12 protein-coding genes and 1 pseudogene are annotated in these 15,279 nt (G+C 73.6%); 3 read left to right on the top strand and 10 right to left on the bottom strand.

Annotated elements, in window-relative coordinates:
- Window positions 1–461 (top strand): annotated as a pseudogene (locus E1182_RS22305) (hypothetical protein); the annotation flags it as partial.
- Window positions 462–495: 34 nt separating this feature from the next.
- Here the strand turns inward: E1182_RS22305 and E1182_RS22310 are convergent.
- The 4 genes from E1182_RS22310 to prmC all read right to left on the bottom strand — a co-directional run bounded on the left by E1182_RS22310 (window position 496) and on the right by prmC (window position 4,962).
- Window positions 496–2,607: a transglycosylase domain-containing protein gene (locus E1182_RS22310; protein WP_132268521.1), complete on the bottom strand. Its 2,112-nt coding sequence runs from the start codon at window positions 2,605–2,607 to the stop codon at window positions 496–498.
- A gap of 151 nt (window positions 2,608–2,758) precedes the next feature.
- A complete protein-coding gene (locus tag E1182_RS22315) occupies window positions 2,759–3,370 on the bottom strand; it encodes a phosphotyrosine protein phosphatase (RefSeq protein ID WP_132268523.1) in 612 nt (203 codons plus the stop codon).
- A complete protein-coding gene (locus tag E1182_RS22320; RefSeq protein WP_132268544.1) occupies window positions 3,371–4,015 on the bottom strand; it encodes an L-threonylcarbamoyladenylate synthase in 645 nt (214 codons plus the stop codon).
- A complete protein-coding gene (gene prmC / locus E1182_RS22325) occupies window positions 4,015–4,962 on the bottom strand; it encodes a peptide chain release factor N(5)-glutamine methyltransferase (RefSeq protein ID WP_132268525.1) in 948 nt (315 codons plus the stop codon). Before prmC ends, E1182_RS22320 begins: the two co-directional genes overlap by 1 nt.
- Window positions 4,963–5,037: 75 nt before the next feature.
- Between prmC and E1182_RS22330 the strand changes: the two genes are divergently transcribed.
- The gene (locus E1182_RS22330) at window positions 5,038–6,615 is read left to right on the top strand and encodes a GGDEF domain-containing protein (RefSeq protein WP_132268546.1); all 1,578 of its coding nucleotides are present in this window, start codon (window positions 5,038–5,040) and stop codon (window positions 6,613–6,615) included.
- A 101-nt stretch (window positions 6,616–6,716) separates the two neighbouring features.
- Here E1182_RS22330 and prfA read toward each other — a convergent pair whose 3' ends face one another.
- The gene (gene prfA / locus E1182_RS22335; protein ID WP_132268528.1) at window positions 6,717–7,805 is read right to left on the bottom strand and encodes a peptide chain release factor 1; all 1,089 of its coding nucleotides are present in this window, start codon (window positions 7,803–7,805) and stop codon (window positions 6,717–6,719) included.
- Between the two features lie 94 nt (window positions 7,806–7,899).
- Window positions 7,900–8,124, bottom strand: coding sequence for a 50S ribosomal protein L31 (rpmE, locus tag E1182_RS22340; protein WP_132268530.1), 225 nt, complete (start codon window positions 8,122–8,124; stop codon window positions 7,900–7,902).
- Window positions 8,125–8,359: 235 nt separating this feature from the next.
- On the opposite strand from rpmE, the gene E1182_RS22345 reads away from it, so the two are divergent.
- Complete coding sequence (locus E1182_RS22345) at window positions 8,360–9,295, top strand: AAA family ATPase (RefSeq protein WP_243706373.1); 936 nt, start codon at window positions 8,360–8,362, stop codon at window positions 9,293–9,295.
- A gap of 82 nt (window positions 9,296–9,377) precedes the next feature.
- On the opposite strand, the gene rho is transcribed toward E1182_RS22345, so the two are convergent.
- The 4 genes from rho to E1182_RS22365 form a co-directional block, all read right to left on the bottom strand.
- A complete protein-coding gene (gene rho / locus E1182_RS22350) occupies window positions 9,378–11,501 on the bottom strand; it encodes a transcription termination factor Rho (protein WP_132268534.1) in 2,124 nt (707 codons plus the stop codon).
- A gap of 298 nt (window positions 11,502–11,799) precedes the next feature.
- Window positions 11,800–12,744, bottom strand: coding sequence for a homoserine kinase (gene thrB / locus E1182_RS22355; RefSeq protein ID WP_132268536.1), 945 nt, complete (start codon window positions 12,742–12,744; stop codon window positions 11,800–11,802).
- Window positions 12,745–12,807: 63 nt separating this feature from the next.
- A complete protein-coding gene (locus E1182_RS22360) occupies window positions 12,808–14,058 on the bottom strand; it encodes an MFS transporter (protein WP_132268539.1) in 1,251 nt (416 codons plus the stop codon).
- Window positions 14,059–14,174: 116 nt separating this feature from the next.
- Window positions 14,175–15,279: efflux RND transporter permease subunit (locus tag E1182_RS22365; protein ID WP_132268542.1), on the bottom strand; the 1,105-nt coding region annotated here is incomplete at its 5' end.

Consider the following 15,279-nt stretch of genomic DNA (forward strand, 5'->3'; position numbering starts at 1 on the left):
GGGCCCCGCTGCTCGTCCCCGACACCCCGCAGGCCCCGACCCAGGCCATCGACGTCCGCGACCTGGCGACCTGGCTCCTCGACGCCGCGGAACGAGGCACCACAGGTACCTACAACGCGGTTGGTCCGGCTGTGCCCTTCGCCGAGTGGGTCGACCTGTCCCGCCGCGTCGGCGGACACACCGGCAAGGTCGTCACGGTGGCGTCCGAGCAACTCCTCGCCCACGGAGTGGCCCAGCACATGGGCCCCGACTCGCTGCCCATGTGGGTGGCCGAACCAGGATGGGAGGGCTGGGCGGCCCGCGACGGATCTGCCGCCACCAGCGCCGGCCTACGCCACCGCTGTCGCGCCGACCTGCTCGCCGACACCCTGCGCTGGGAACGCGAACAGGGGCTGGACCGGCCACGCCGTGCGGGACTCGCCCCGGACAGGGAGCGGGAACTTCTGGCGTCCTTCGGATGAGAGGACCGCGCGGGGCGGCACCACCCCGGACGACTCAGTTCGGGTCGCGGATGGCGCCGCCGAAGGCGACGGACTCGCTGGGCGGAACGAAGTCGCGGACCGGCTGGTCGCGCAGGGCCTGGTCGAGCACCCGACCGACCGCGTCGACCAGCCGAGGCTGCGCCCTCCCGCCGACGGCGTCCTGCGGGTCGTCGGGGTTCGCCGCGATCTGGGCCACCGCGAGCTGCGGGGTGATCGCCACCACCGAGGTCGTCCCGTCCCGCTCGGACGTGCCGGTCTTGCCGGCCACCGGCCGACCCAGCCTCCGGCCCAGCTCCTCCGCCGTGCCACCGTCGCAGGCGGCGTACATGGACTGGTCGCCGACCGGGCAGCGGGCGGCGTCCGCCGCCGCCCGGGCCACGTCGGGATCGATCACCTGCCGGCAGTCGGGGCGGCCGGCGGCGACCTCGTGCCCGGCGTTGTCGGTGATCGACATGACCGGCAGCGGGGCGCACCACGTCCCCTCCGCCGCCACCGTCGCGTACGCGTTGGCCAGGTCCAACGGGGTGGTGGAGGAGACCCCGAGGGGGAACGCCCCCCACTGCTTCGCGCCGTGGCGGGCCAGCTCGGCGTCCTGCTCGGCGCGGAACACCATGCCCAGCCGTTCGGCCATCGCCACCACCCGGTCCGCCCCGACCCGCTCGGTCAGCCACGCGAAGTACGTGTTCGAGGAGTGGCCGAACGCGGTCCACATGGTGTGCGGGCCGTCCATCGCCAGGGTGGGGTTGGTCGGGCACCACCGCCCGTCGCAGTTGGCGGTCGGGCCTTCGACGGGAAACCGGGTGCGGATGCGCGCGGGTGCGTCGAAGGAGGTGTCCAGCGGCAGCCCGGACTCCAGCGCGGCCAGCAGGGCGAACAGCTTGAACGTCGAGCCGGCCTGGTAGCCGGCGATGCCGTTGCCGCCGCCGACGAGCTGGTTGACGGTGTTCGGATGGTTCTTGCGGCCCGGCGGGTTGGCGGCCACGCTGTAGTTCCGGTTGACCGCCATGGCCAGCACCCGACCGGTGCCCGGCTGCACCACCGCCGTGGGCACCGCGAGGGGGTCGTCGACGGCGTAGATGGCACGCACCTCCCGTACGGCCGCCCGTTGGATGTCCGGGTCGAGCGAGGAGACGATGCGGAACCCGCCCCGGCGCAGGGTGTCCTGCCGCTCGGCGGCGGACGTGCCGAAGGCCGGCTGGGCGCTCCACCACTGGGTGAACCAGTCGCAGAAGAAGCCCCAGTCGTTCTGTTCCTTCGGCACCGCCGTGCAGTCGTTCGGTGTCTCGCTGGGGCGCAGCGCCAACGGGGCGTTGCTCGCCCGGGCCGCCTCGGCGGGCGCGACCTGCTGCGAGTCCACCATCCGGTCCAGCACGTACGCCCGGCGGCTCAGCGCCGCGTCGGCGTCGCCGTTGATCGGATCGTCGGTGTGCGGTGAACGGACCAGCCCGGCCAGCAGCGCCGCCTGGGGCAGCGTCAGCTTCGCCGGCGAGGTGGAGAAGTAGCGCTTGCTGGCCGCGGCGATCCCGTACGCCCCGGCGCCGAAGTACGCGATGTTGAGGTAGCGCCGCAGGATCTCGTCCTTGCTCAGCTCCCGTTCCAGGGCCAGGGCGTAGCGCATCTCCCGGATCTTCCGGGCGGCGCTGATCTCGGTGGCCGCCTGCCGCTGCTGCTCGGTCAGGCGCGGGTCGCCGGCCAGCACGTTGCGCACGTACTGCATGGTCAGCGTGGAGGCGCCCTGCCGGGGCGCGCCGTCGCGCTGGTTCGCGGTCAAGGCCCGCAGCACGCCGCGCAGGTCGACGCCCCGGTGCTGGTAGAACCGGGCATCCTCGGCGGCCACGATCGCCTGCCGCATCACCGGCGCTATCCGGTCCAGCGGAACCTCCACCCGGTCCTCGGTGTAGAAGGTGGTGATCAGGGTGCGGCCGTCGTTGGCGTACAGGCTCGACCGCTCGACCGTCGGCGGCTTGCGCAGGCTCTCCGGCAGTTCGGCGTACGGCGTGGCGAGCGCGCCGAAGCCGATCCCGAACACCAGCGCGGCCGGTAGCGCGGCGACCGCCAGCGCCAGTCCGGCGAGCACGCCGGCGATCAGCACGGTGAACACCTTGTCGAGATGGGCCCGTTTCATCAGCTCTCCCCGCAGGAGCCGGTCAGGACCCGTCCAGAATGACCCTAAAAACCCCTTCTGCCTTCACGTTTCGCAGATCCGGAGGAAATTCGCGAGTGCAGAGGCGCGTGCATGCCCGGACACGCCGCCCACCGTCACCCGGTCGGGCGGGTCAGGGCAGCAGGGTGCCCGCCAGCGGGTGGACGGTCTCCTCGATCTCGTCGGCGACCCGGCTGAAGCACTGGTCGCCCCGCCCCCACGGGTCGTCCAGGTCGTCCGAGTGCAACGGCGAGGCGCCCTGCCGGGCCGCGTCGACCGCCGCCACCAGGGCCACCCCTCGGGCGTACACGGCCTCCGGGGTGGGCTGCGCCGGCGGCAGGGCGGCGCTGTCGACCAACCCGAGCAGCCGGCCGAACTCCCCCAGCACGAAGGTGCGGCAGGCGGCGTCCGGGCGCAGCGCCACCACGTACTCCTGCTGGTCGGCGGTGGCGGTGAGGACGAGGTCGGCGGCGTCGATCAGGTCGGAGCGGAGCTTGCGGGCGGCGAAGCCCTCGACGTCACCGCCGCGGGCCAGCACCTGCCGGGCGGCCGGCGGGTTCATCTCCTCGCCGGCGTGCCAGCCGCCGGTGCCCGCGCTGTGGCTGTGCAGCAGCGCGTCGGCGCGGGCCGGGTCGACGTCGAGCCGGCCCAGCCGCTCGCGGACCGCCAGCGCCAGCAGCCGCTCGGCCATCGGGGAGCGGCAGATGTTACCCATGCAGACGTGCAGGACGGTGAACGGCGGCACTCAGGTCTCCTGCGCGTCGAGGATGTCCGGGACCACGTCGCGAAGCGTGTCCAGGCTGATCGCACCGGGACGGATCAGCCTGGGTGTCGCGCCGGTGAGGTCGACGATCGTGCTCGGCACCGGGTCGGGGCACGGTCCGGCCTCCAGGTACGCCCGGACCTGGTAACCGAGCTGGTCGCGGGCCGCCTCGGCGGTCGGCGCGGGCGGCTGCCCGGCCTTGTTGGCCGAGGCCACCGCCATCGGACCGGTCTCGCGCAGCACCTCCAGCGCCACCGGATGCAGCGGCATCCGCACCGCCACCGTGCCACTGGCGTCGCCCAGGTCCCAGGCGAGGCTCGGCGAATGCTCCACCACGATGGTCAGCGCCCCCGGCCAGAACGCCTCGACCAGGTCACGGGCCGCGCGGGGCAGCGAGAAGACCAGGCCGTCGAGGGTGTGCCGGGAACCGATCAGCACCGACGGCGCCTGCCGCCCGCCACCCTTGGCGTCGGCGACGGCCTTGACCGCGTACGGGGTGAAGGCGTCCGCGCCGATTCCGTAGACCGTGTCGGTCGGCAACACGACCAGTTCGCCGTTCTTGACCGCCTCGATGGCAGCGGCGATGCCGCGGTCCCGGTCGGCGGGCGACCGACAGTCGTAGAGCATCACGAGAAGCCAGTCTGCCACGCCGGGCCGGTGTCGGGACGCGGGCCGTCCGTCCGGCGGGACGCGGTGGCGAAGCGGGGCCGCCCGGCGAGGTCCCGGTGCTCCGCCACCTCGGCGTACCGGCCGTCGGCGGCGAGCAGGGCCGGCACCGCCGCGCCGTGCGTGTCGTCGTGCTCCACGCCCAGCACGCCGCCGGGCCGCAGCAGCGCGGCGGCGCGGGCCAGCACCGGCCGGATCACCGCCAGCCCGTCCGTCCCACCGAAGACCGCCTCGTCGGGGTCGTGGCCCGCCACCTCCGGCGGTACGGCCACCGCGCGCGGCACGTACGGCGGGTTGCAGAGCAGCACGTCGACCTGCCCGACCAGGCCGGCCAGCAACCGCGGGTCGGTCACGTCGGCCGCCACCACCTCGACCGACCGGTCCCCGGCGGCGGCCCGCTCGGCGGCGTTGCGCCGCAACCAGGCCAACGCGGCCGGCGCACGTTCCACGGCCACCACCCGGGCGTCGGGCACCTCCTGGGCGACCGCCAGAGCGATCGCCCCGGAGCCGCTGCACAGGTCCACCACCAGCGGGGCCAGCCGGCGGCGGGCCTGCTCGACGCCCCACCCGGCGAGCAGCTCGGTCTCCGGTCGCGGCACGAAGACCCCCGGCCCGACCGCCACCTCCAGGTGCCGGAACCCGGCCCGGCCGGTGAGGTGCTGCAACGGCTCCCGGTCGGCCCGCCGGGCCACCAGCGCCGCGAACCGGTCCCGCTGGTCGGGGTCGAAGCCGTCGGCGAGCGCCAGCCGCCCACGGGGCACGTCCAGCACGTACGCCGCCAACTGCTCGGCCTCGGCGCGAGCCGACTCCACCCCGGCGGCGGCGAGGGTGCGGGCGGCCCACGCCACGGCGAGTGTGGCCCGTTCGCGTTCTACCCCTCCGGGGGAGTGGCGTGGCAGGGAGGTCACGACATAATCATGAAGCGTCGCGAGCCCCGGCACGAGCGGGTGCGTCCCGACGCACACCGACAGGAGGTTGGCAGAGTGCCGTGGCTCGACCGGGTCGACGACCAGGTTGACGCTCTCCGTCGCGCCCGGGCCCTGCAGGAGGCGAGCCGCTCCGCGGAGGCGTGCGGCGTGCTCGACCGGGTGCTGCGCACCACCGCCGACCCGCACGCCCGGGCCGACGCGTTGGTCCAACGGCTCTGCGCGCTGATCAACCTCGGTCGGACGGCCGAGTTCACCCGGGCCATCGAGGACGCCTCGGGCGCCGTGCGGGATCTGCCCGAGCCGTACCTGCACGGGCACCTCAACGCGCTCGCCGCGCTGGCCGCGCACCACCAGGGCGCGCTGGACCGCTGCGTCACCCACCTCGTCCGGGCCGCCCGCGCACTGGGCGCGGCCGAGGAGGAGGACCGGGACACCGCCTGGGGTTGGCACGACCTGGCCATGGCGTACTCGTACCTCAGCTTCCACGGACACGCGCTGGGCGCGATCGAGCGGGCCCGCCAACACGGGCTGGCCGCCGGGCTGCCCGAGGAGCTCTTCGCCGCCCCGGGTATCCGGCTGCGCAACGCGGTCGCCCTCGACCACAACGGCGACAGCGACGGCTGCCTGCGGGTGCTCCGGGACATCGCCGCCGACCTGGCCCGGTTCGCCCGCAACGGCCGCAGCGACCGGATCCGGCCGAGCAGTCTGGCCGCGTACGGCTACGCGGCGGCCCGCCGGGCCGCCCTGGGCGACCCGGTGGAGCGTTCCGCCGAGGCGGACCCGATCCGGCTGCTCGGCCATGGCGGGGACAGCGCGCGGGCCCGGGACATGCGCCAACTCGGGCTGATCTGCCTGGCGGTGGCCGCCGGGCGACCGATCGAGGCGATCACCCGGCTCGACAGCGCCCAGGTCTCCGTCGAGACCCTGGGCGCGGCCGAGCCGGCCCGGCTGCGCAGCATCGCCTTCGCCCGGGCCGGCGATCACGCCGCCGCGCACCGGGTCGACCGGCTGGCGTTCCGCCTCGCCGCGCAGCGCAGCGACCGGCTGCGGGACGTCTACATCGACGGCATCGCCGCCCGCATCGACCACGAGGAGATGCGCCGGGAGGCCGCCCGGTACGAGGGCGAGGCGCTGACCGACCCGCTCACCGGCCTGCCCAACCGGCGTCGTCTGGAGCGGTACATCGGCTCGGCCACCGCCCAGGGCGAGCGGGTGGTGATCGGCGTCTGCGACCTGGACGGCTTCAAGGCGGTCAACACCCAGCACGGCCACCACTCCGGGGACCTGGTCCTGCAACGGATCGCCGGGGTGATCAACCGGGTGATGCGCCGGGGTGATTTCGTGGCCCGCTACGGCGGCGACGAGTTCGTGGTGGTGCTTCGCGACGCCGGGATGACAGAGGCATCGGAGGTGGCCCGCCGGATCGACGCGGCGGTCCGCACCGAGGACTGGGAGTCGCTGGTGCCGGGCACACCGGTCGGGGTGAGCATCGGTTTCGCCCAGGTCGACGTGGCCGGTGGCACGCCGCGCGACGCGCTCGGCGTCGCCTTCGAGACCGCCGACCGGGAGATGCTGCGGGCCAAGGCCCGCCCCCGCGACGGGGCCACCGGCATCCCGCACCGGGCCCGCTGACCGGTCGGCGCGGGACGCCGCCGGCCGGGTCACTGCCGCGACGCCACCCGCAGGGCCGCTGCCAGGTGCCGCTGCACCTGCGGGTCGGCGGCTGGGGCGGGTCAGCGGCGGGCGAGTTCGGTGTCGCCGGCCAGCCGGGCCGCCCGGTCGGCCTCGGCGAGGGCGTCCAGGACGCCGTCCAGGTCACCGGCGAGCGCCAGGTCCAGGTTGTACGCCGTGTAGCCGATCCGGTGATCGGTGATCCGGTTCTGCGGGAAGTTGTAGGTGCGGATGCGCTCCGAGCGGTCCACCGTACGCACCTGCGCCTTGCGGGCGTCGGAGGCGGCGGCGTCGGCCTGCTCCTGCGCCACCGCCAGCAGCCGGGCCCGCAGGATACGCATCGCCTGCTCCCGGTTCTGCAGCTGCGACTTCTCGTTCTGGCAGGAGACCACCACGCCGGTCGGCAGGTGGGTGATCCGGACGGCGGAGTCGGTGGTGTTCACCGACTGGCCACCCGGCCCGGACGACCGGAACACGTCGATGCGCAGCTCGTTCGGGTCGATGGTGACGTCGACGTCCTCCGCCTCCGGAAGCACCAGGACGCCGGCCGCGCTGGTGTGGATACGCCCCTGCGACTCGGTGACCGGAACCCGCTGCACCCGGTGCACCCCGCCCTCCCACTTCAGCCGGGACCACACCCCGTTGCCGCCCTCGGGGACACCCTTGCTCTTGATCGCCAGCGAGACGTCCTTGACCCCGCCCAGATCCGAGTCCTGCGCGTCGATCACCTCGGTCAGCCAGCCGCGACGCTCGGCGTACCGGGTGTACATCCGCAGCAGGTCGCCGGCGAAGAGTGCGGACTCCTCGCCGCCCTCGCCGGCCTTGATCTCGATGATCACGTCCTTGGCGTCGTGCGGGTCGCGTGGGATCAGCAGCTCGGCGAGGCGTTCCTCCAGCACCGGCAGGGTCGCCGCGATCGACTCGGCCTCGGTGGCGAAGGACGGGTCCTCGGCGGCCAACTCCCTCGCCGCGACCAGGTCGGCCCGGGCCTGCGCCAGCTCACCGGCGGCCTTGTGCAGCGGCACCAGCTCGGCGTACCGGCGGCCGACGCGACGCGCGGTGGCCTGGTCGGCGTGGATGGCCGGGTCGGCGAGGCGCTTCTCCAGGTCGGCGTACTCGTCGAGGAGGGCGGCCAGGCGCTCGCTGCTCATGCGGGGGTTCTCCTTCGACGATCAGCTGGCAAGGGGCGGAACGGACGAACGCCCGTGTCCGGCGGAAAGCCGGACACGGGCGTCGTCGGTGTGGCTACTTGGCCTTCTTCGCCTGAACCTTGGCGTACTTCTGCTGGAACTTGGCGACCCGGCCGGCGGTGTCGAGGACGCGCTGCTTGCCGGTGTAGAACGGGTGGCAGGCGCTGCAGGTCTCGACGTGGATGGCGCCGCCCTTGGCGGTGCTGCGGGTCGTGAAGGTGTTACCGCAGGAGCAGGAGACCTCGGTGGTCGCGTACTCCGGGTGGATGTTGGGCTTCATGTCGCCTCGGTCCTCTCGTCGGTGGTCGCCGGGTCGCCGCTGTTCCCCCCGCCGCTGCTACGCGACGGACTCGGGCGTGAACCGGAACCGGTGGCCGATTGACCAGTGTGCCATGGGCGTGAGCCGACCCGTCAGCCGGGCCGCACGATCGGTCCACCCCCGCCAACGCCCGGCGTACCTGTCGCATTCCCGCCGGCCCCGGGCAGCATTCACCTCGACCGCGTACGGTGAAGACGTGTCCGATTCGTCCCTGAACCGGAGCGGAACGGGCAGAACACCCCGGTTGGTCGCCACCCGAGGGCTGCCCGCCTCCGGCAAGACGACCTTCGCCCGTACCCTCCAGCCGGCCGTGGTCCGGGTCAACCGCGACGACCTGCGCCGGATGCTGCACGGCCAGCGGCTCTTCACCCAGCGGGCCGAGTACCAGGTGACCCTCGTCCAGCGGGCCCAGGTGGAAGCGCTGCTGCGCGCCGGCAGCAGCGTCTGCGTGGACGACACCAACCTGCGCTCGCGCACGCTGCGGGAGTGGGCCGACCTCGCCTTCCGGTACGACGCGCGGTTCGAGGTGCACGACTTCACCGACGTACCCCTGGCGGAGTGCCTGCGCCGCGACGCCGCGCGCGCCGAGGGCGACCGGGTCGGCGAGGCCGCGATCCGCCGCCTGCACGAGCGCTACCTGGCGAACCGGCCGCTGCCGCTGCCGGTGCCCACCGCCCGCGCCGGCCGCCCCGCCGCGGTGACCGCCGCGCCGGCCGCGCCGCAAGAGATCGTGCTGGTGGACATCGACGGCACCGTCGCGTTGAACGTCGCCCGCAGCCCGTACGACATGACCCGGGTCGGCGAGGACGCGCCGAACGAGGCGGTGATCGCGGCGGTGCGGGCGATGCACGCCGCCGGGTACGGGGTGGTCTTCTGCTCCGGCCGGGACGCGACGGCCCGGGACGCCACGGTGGCCTGGCTGGCCCGGCACGTCCGGGTGCCGTACCTCGGGCTGCACCTGCGGGCCGCCGGCGACCACCGGAAGGACACCGTCGTGAAGCAGGAGATCTACGAGCGCGAGGTACGCCACCGGTACCGGGTGGTCGGCGTCTTCGACGACCGGCAGCAGGTGGTACGGATGTGGCGGGCGCTCGGCCTGACCGTCTTCCAGGTGGCCGAGGGCGACTTCTGACCGTCCCCTGTGCGGGGTGCGGACACGACGAAGGGCACGACCGCCACGGCCGTGCCCTTCGTACGGTCTCTGCCGGGAGAGGTCACTCCCCCGGCGTCGACTTGGCGATCTGCATCAGGAACTCGATGTTGGTACGGCTCTGCTTGAGCCGGTCCAGCAGGAGGTCGAGCGCCGCCTGCGAGTCCAGCGAGTGCAGCACCTTGCGGAGCTTGTGGATGATGGCCAGCTCCTCCGGCGCGAGCAGGATCTCCTCCTTGCGGGTGCCGGACGGGTGGATGTCGATGGCCGGGAAGGTTCGCTTGTCGGCGATCTTCCGGTCCAGCTTCAGCTCCGCGTTGCCGGTGCCCTTGAACTCCTCGAAGATGACCGTGTCCGCCATGGACCCGGTCTCCACCAGCGCGGTGGCGAGGATGGTCAGCGAGCCACCGTTCTCGATGTTGCGGGCCGCACCCAGGAAGCGCTTCGGCGGGTAGAGGGCGGTGGAGTCGATACCACCCGACATGATCCGGCCGCTGGCCGGCGCCGCCAGGTTGTACGACCGGCCGAGCCGGGTCACCGAGTCGAGCAGCACGACGACGTCGTGCCCCAGCTCGACCAGGCGCTTGGCCCGCTCGATCGCCAACTCCGCCACCGTGGTGTGGTCCTGCGGCGGACGGTCGAACGTGGCCGCGATGACCTCGCCCTTCACCGACCGCTGCATGTCGGTGACCTCTTCCGGACGCTCGTCCACCAGCACCACCATCAGGTGGCACTCCGGGTTGTTGTGCGTGATCGCGTTCGCGATGGCCTGCAGCACCATGGTCTTGCCGGCCTTCGGTGGCGACACGATCAGCGCACGCTGACCCTTGCCGATCGGCATGACCAGGTCTATCACCCGGGTGGTGAGGATGTGCGGCTCGGTCTCCAGCCGCAGCCGCTCCTGCGGGTAGAGCGGGGTGAGCTTGTAGAACTCGGGGCGACGCTTGGCCTCGTCCGGCTCCATGCCGTTGATGGTGTCCAGGCGGACCAGCGGGTTGTACTTGTCCCGCCGCTGCTCACCGTCCCGAGCTGCTGCCCGCACCGCACCGGTGATCGCGTCACCGCGGCGCAGACCGTACTTCTTGATCTGGGACATCGAGACGTACACGTCGTTCGGGCCGGCCAGGTAGCCGGTGGTCCGGACGAAGGCGTAGTTGTCCAGCACGTCGATGATGCCGGCCACCGGGACGAGCACGTCGTCCTCGCCGACCTGCGGCTCACGGCCGCCACCATCGCCGCCCTCGCTCCGCTCGCCCCGGCCCCGCCGGCGGTCCCGGAAGCGGCTGCGCCGGCCGCGCCGGCCGCCGTTCTCGCCATCCTCGTCGGAGTCGTCGGTGCGCTGGGCCCGCTCGACGCCCCGCTCGTTGCGGTCACCGCGGTCACCGCGGTCGTTGCGCTCGCCCCGATCCCCGCGGTCGGCACGCTCGGTTCGCTCGTTGCGCTCGCCCCGATCGGTCCGATCGGTCCGCTCGCCCCGATCAGTCCGATCGGTCCGCTCAGCCCGATCGGTCCGCTCGCCCCGATCAGTCCGCTCAGCCCGCTCAGTCCGATCGGTCCGCTCGCCCCGATCAGTCCGATCAGTCCGCTCAGCCCGATCGGTCCGCTCGCCCCGATCAGTCCGCTCAGCCCGCTCAGTCCGATCGGTCCGCTCGCCCCGATCAGTCCGATCGGTCCGCTCAGCCCGATCGGTGCGGTCCCGGCTGCCACGGCCCTCACCACGCTCGGTGGTCTCCGGAGTGGCGGCCTCCTCGGCCCCCGCCTCCGGGGCACGGGTCTCGGCGGCCCGGGTCTCGGCGGCGGCGGCCCGGCTACGCCGGGTCCGGGTACGCCCCTCGGCCGCACCGGCGGTGGCCGGCGCGGCGGAAGCCTGCTCCGCGGTCTCCCGTACCTCGGCGCGGACCTCTTCGCGGGCAGGAGCGGTCGCGGTCGCGGCGGCGACCTCGGCCCGCGGTCGAGGGGTGCCGGTCGCGGCGCCGCCCTGCTGCCGCTCGGTGATCGCGCTGATCAGCTCGCCCTTGCGCATCCGCGCCGTACCGGAGATGCCGAGCGACGCGGCCAGGCTCTGCAGCTCCGGCAGCAGCATCGCCGACAGACCGGTGCCGCTGCGCCGACGGCGGGCGGGGGCGGCGGTGGTGGCTTCGCCAGCGACGTTGGAAACATCCGACGTCACGTCGGTGGTGTCGCTCAATGGATTCCTTCCCTCGATAGGCCGGGACTGCCCGGAGTCGACGAACTCAGGTGGCCGGGCGGCCTCGGTGCACCCGCCTCGCACTGACGCGTCGCGGGAGTCTGTGGCACAGCAGCCGGTCAATCTCCCGACTCACCACCATCGGTGAGCAGGTCTCGCCGTCTGCGGCGACCTGTGGAAACTGCGGTGCGGCGTGGGCCTTTGGCAGGAGTGACGGGCTTACCGCCGAGAGCTTCGGGGGTGCGCCGACCCGCAGGAAGATCGCATGCTTCGCGGCTGTGCTGAGTCTAGAGCGTAATCAACTCTTCCGACCTGCGGCAACAGGACCCCGCTCGGCGTGTCCCAGTCTACCCCGCGAGACGGTCGCACCGCTCGCCTCTATCGCCAACCGCCAGACCTGCCATTCTGTTCCCGTCCGGAAGTCAGTGGGCGGTTCGGTCAACGCCAGCACGGTCGGCCCCGCCCCACTGACCACGGCCGCCACACCAGCCGCACGCAGAGCCTCGACCAGTGCCGCCGTCTGCGGCATGCCGGGAGCACGGTAGCCCTGGTGCAGCCGGTCCACGGTGGCCGGCACCAGCAGCCCCGGCTCGGCGGTCAGGGCGTGCACCAGCAGCGCGGCGCGGCCGGCGTTCGCAGCGGCGTCGACGTGTGGGACGGTGGCCGGCAGCGCCGCCCGGGCAGTCTCGGTGAAACCCCGCTCGGCCGGCACGAACACGGTGGGCCGGACGCCCTCGGCCACCGGCAGTGACACCGCCCGCGCCCCGGACGGCTCGGTCCAGGCGACGGTGAAGCCGCCCAGCAAACAGGGGGCGACGTTGTCCGGATGGCCTTCGATCTCGGCGGCCAGCCGCAGTGCCGCCTCGTCGTCGAGCCGCTGCCCACCGTCGGTCACCAGCGCGCGGGCCAACAGCACCCCGGCCACGATCGCCGCCGAGGATGAGCCCAGCCCCCGGGCCTGCGGGATCCGGTTGACGCACTCCAGGACCAACCCCGACGGCTGTCCGCCGAGCGCGTCGAAGGTGACCCGCATGGCACGGACCACCAGGTGCCGATCATCCTCCGGCAGCTCGCCGGCGCCCTCGCCGCCGACCGTGACCCGGACGCCGCCGGCGGCCACCTCGGCCGCCACGTCGTCGTACAGCCCGAGGGCCAGGCCCAGCGCGTCGAAGCCCGGCCCCAGGTTGGCGCTGGTGGCGGGGACCCGGACCCGGACCGGCCCGGTGGCGAATGTCAACGGCACCGGCTCATGCTAGGACCCCGGGCCGACGTCGGGGAGCGCCGCCCGGCGGGTGGGACGGGATCGTTACCCACCGGGCGTGACCGTCGACGCCGGTGCGACGGCCGGGTCGGCGAGCGACAGCCGGCGGGTGGCGACCCGCCAACCCACCGCGTACACCAGCGTCACCAGGCCACAGCCGGCCAGCACCACCCGCTCGTCCACCACGTCCACCACCGCGGCGACCACGAGTTGGCTCACCGAGATGGCCAGCGTCGCCAACATCATGTCGGTGGCGAAGACCCGCCCGCGCAGCCGGTCCGGCACCTCGCCCTGGAGGGCGAAGTTGGACAGCACCCAGTTGCTGCCGCCGCCGAAGTGCGCGACGAAGACCAGCAGCAACACCAGCGGGAACCAGCCGGCCACCGAGGTGCCCAGGTAGGCCAGCCCGTACAGCGACATCGACACGGCCAGGCCGGGCAGCAGCCAGGCCCGGTCGGTGAGCACCCGGCGCATCAGCAGCGGCCCGACCAGTGCGCCCGCGCCCCGGGCGGCGAAGAGCAGACCGGTGCCGACCGAGCCGGCACCGTACACCCCGGCAAGCAGCGGGAAGACGGTGAGCACGCCGTTGCCCAGGCCGACGGCCGACTTCACGGTGACCAACGCCAGCACCCGGGGCCGGCGGCCGATGTGCCCGAGCGCCTCGCCGATCGCCGCCCAGGTGCGCGGCGCCGGCTCGTCGGCGTCCCGGGCAGCCTGCAACGGGCGGCGGATCCGCGCGGCCAGGCACGCGGCCAGCGCCAGGCCGACCGCGGCCACCCAGAAACTGGTGTACGGCCCGGTTGCCGCACTGAGCACGCCGCCGAGCGAGGCGCCGACCACCGTCATGGTGCCCCAGGCGGAACCCGCGATGGCGTTGCCGGCGGCCAACTCGCGCGGCAGCAGCACGTTGGGCAGGGCGGCCTGCGCGGCCGGCGAGTAGAACGCCTTGGCGACCGCGACCGCGGCGATCGCCACCATGGCCAGCCAGGCGGTGCCGGCGCTACGCACCCCGAGCAGGAGCAGCACGCCGGCCAGGGCGGCGAGGTTCGCCGCCATCATGATTTTCTTTCGGTCGAAGCGGTCCGCGATCGTCCCGGTGTACGGCAGCAGCAGGGCCACCACGCCGGTGTCCAGCGCCAGCACCAGCGCTCCCCAGACACCGCTGCCGGTCAGCTCGGGCAGCAGTACGAGCAGCGGCACCATGACGAACCAGTCCGCGCCGAAGACGACCAGTTCGGCCAGGAACAGGTTGCGGAAGTCCCGGTTGCGGGTCAGGACCTCAAGGGTGGAGGACACGTGCCGGAACCCTACCCCGACCGGTCACCTCGACACCTTCCCGCGGCCCGCCACCGACACCAGGCGCGGGCGGGGCGGCCCACCGAGGTGGCCCGCCCCGTCCGGGCGCGTCGCCGCTACTGGGTCGGGGGCAGCGGCGACCTGCGGCTGCGGGGCAGGCGCAGCACCTCGAACTGGTCGGTACCGTCCAGCAGCGCCGCCGACGGGGTCGGGCGGGCCGGCGTACGCTCCGAGCCGGCGTCCGCCGGCGTACCGTCGGCCGCCGCCGGCGTGCCACCAGGACCGGCGGCCGGGACGAGCGCGCCGGCATTGGCGGCGTCCGGAGCCGGTAGCCCGGCCGGGTCCGGACGGCCCCGGCGGCCGATCCACCGCTGCCGCAGCGACTCCTTGGTGTGCTCCACCATCGTGTAGAGCGTCGGCACCAGGACCAGGGTCAGCAGCGTGGAGCTGAGCAGGCCGCCGATCACCACCACGGCCAGCGGCTGGGAGATGAACCCGCCCTCGCCGGTCAGCCCGAGGGCCATCGGCAGCAGCGCGAAGATGGTGGCGACCGCGGTCATCAGGATCGGACGCAGTCGACGCCGGCCGCCCTCGACCACCGCCTCGGCGACCCCCATGCCGCGCGCCCGGTACTGGTTGACCAGGTCGAGCAGGACGATCGCGTTGGTCACCACGATGCCGACCAGCATCAGCACACCGATCAGCGCCGGCACGCCGAGCGGGGTACCGGTGGCCAGCAGCAGCGCGATCGCGCCGGTTGCGGCGAACGGCACCGAGATCAGCAGGATCAGCGCCTGGGTGATGCTGCGGAACGTGCCCGCCATGATCAGGAAGACGATGGCGATCGCCGCCAGCACGGCCAGGCGCAGGTCGGCGAAGGCCTCCTGCTGGTCCGCGCTCGCCCCACCGACGGTCAGGGTCGCGCCCGGCACGTCGACGTCGTCCAGCCGCTGCCGCAGCTCCTGGGTGGTGGCGCCGAGGTTGGCGCCCGTGGCGGTGCCGGTGACCGTGACGCTGCGCTCGCCGTCGATCCGGGTGACCTGCGGCGGGCCGTAGACGGTGCGCAGCTTCGCGATCGTGCCCAGCTTCACCGGGCCGACTGGCAGCGCGAGCAGCTGCTCCACCGTGGTTGGCGGGGTGGCGGTGCTGTGCAGCAGCACGTCCTGCCGGACGCCGTCGAGCGACACCTGGCCGAGCGGGGTGCCCCGGTAGGCCTGCGCC

The organism is Micromonospora sp. KC721 (assembly GCF_004348355.1).
Taxonomy (GTDB): Bacteria; Actinomycetota; Actinomycetes; order Mycobacteriales; family Micromonosporaceae; genus Micromonospora.

Excerpts from the sequence above, each read along its gene's own strand:
- rpmE (WP_132268530.1), bottom strand. The coding sequence starts at position 8,124 with ATGAAGCCCAACATCCACCCGGAGTACGCGACCACCGAGGTCTCCTGC.
- E1182_RS22310 (WP_132268521.1), bottom strand. The coding sequence starts at position 2,607 with ATGAAACGGGCCCATCTCGACAAGGTGTTCACCGTGCTGATCGCCGGC.
- E1182_RS22320 (WP_132268544.1), bottom strand. The coding sequence starts at position 4,015 with ATGCTCTACGACTGTCGGTCGCCCGCCGACCGGGACCGCGGCATCGCC.
- prfA (WP_132268528.1), bottom strand. The coding sequence starts at position 7,805 with ATGAGCAGCGAGCGCCTGGCCGCCCTCCTCGACGAGTACGCCGACCTG.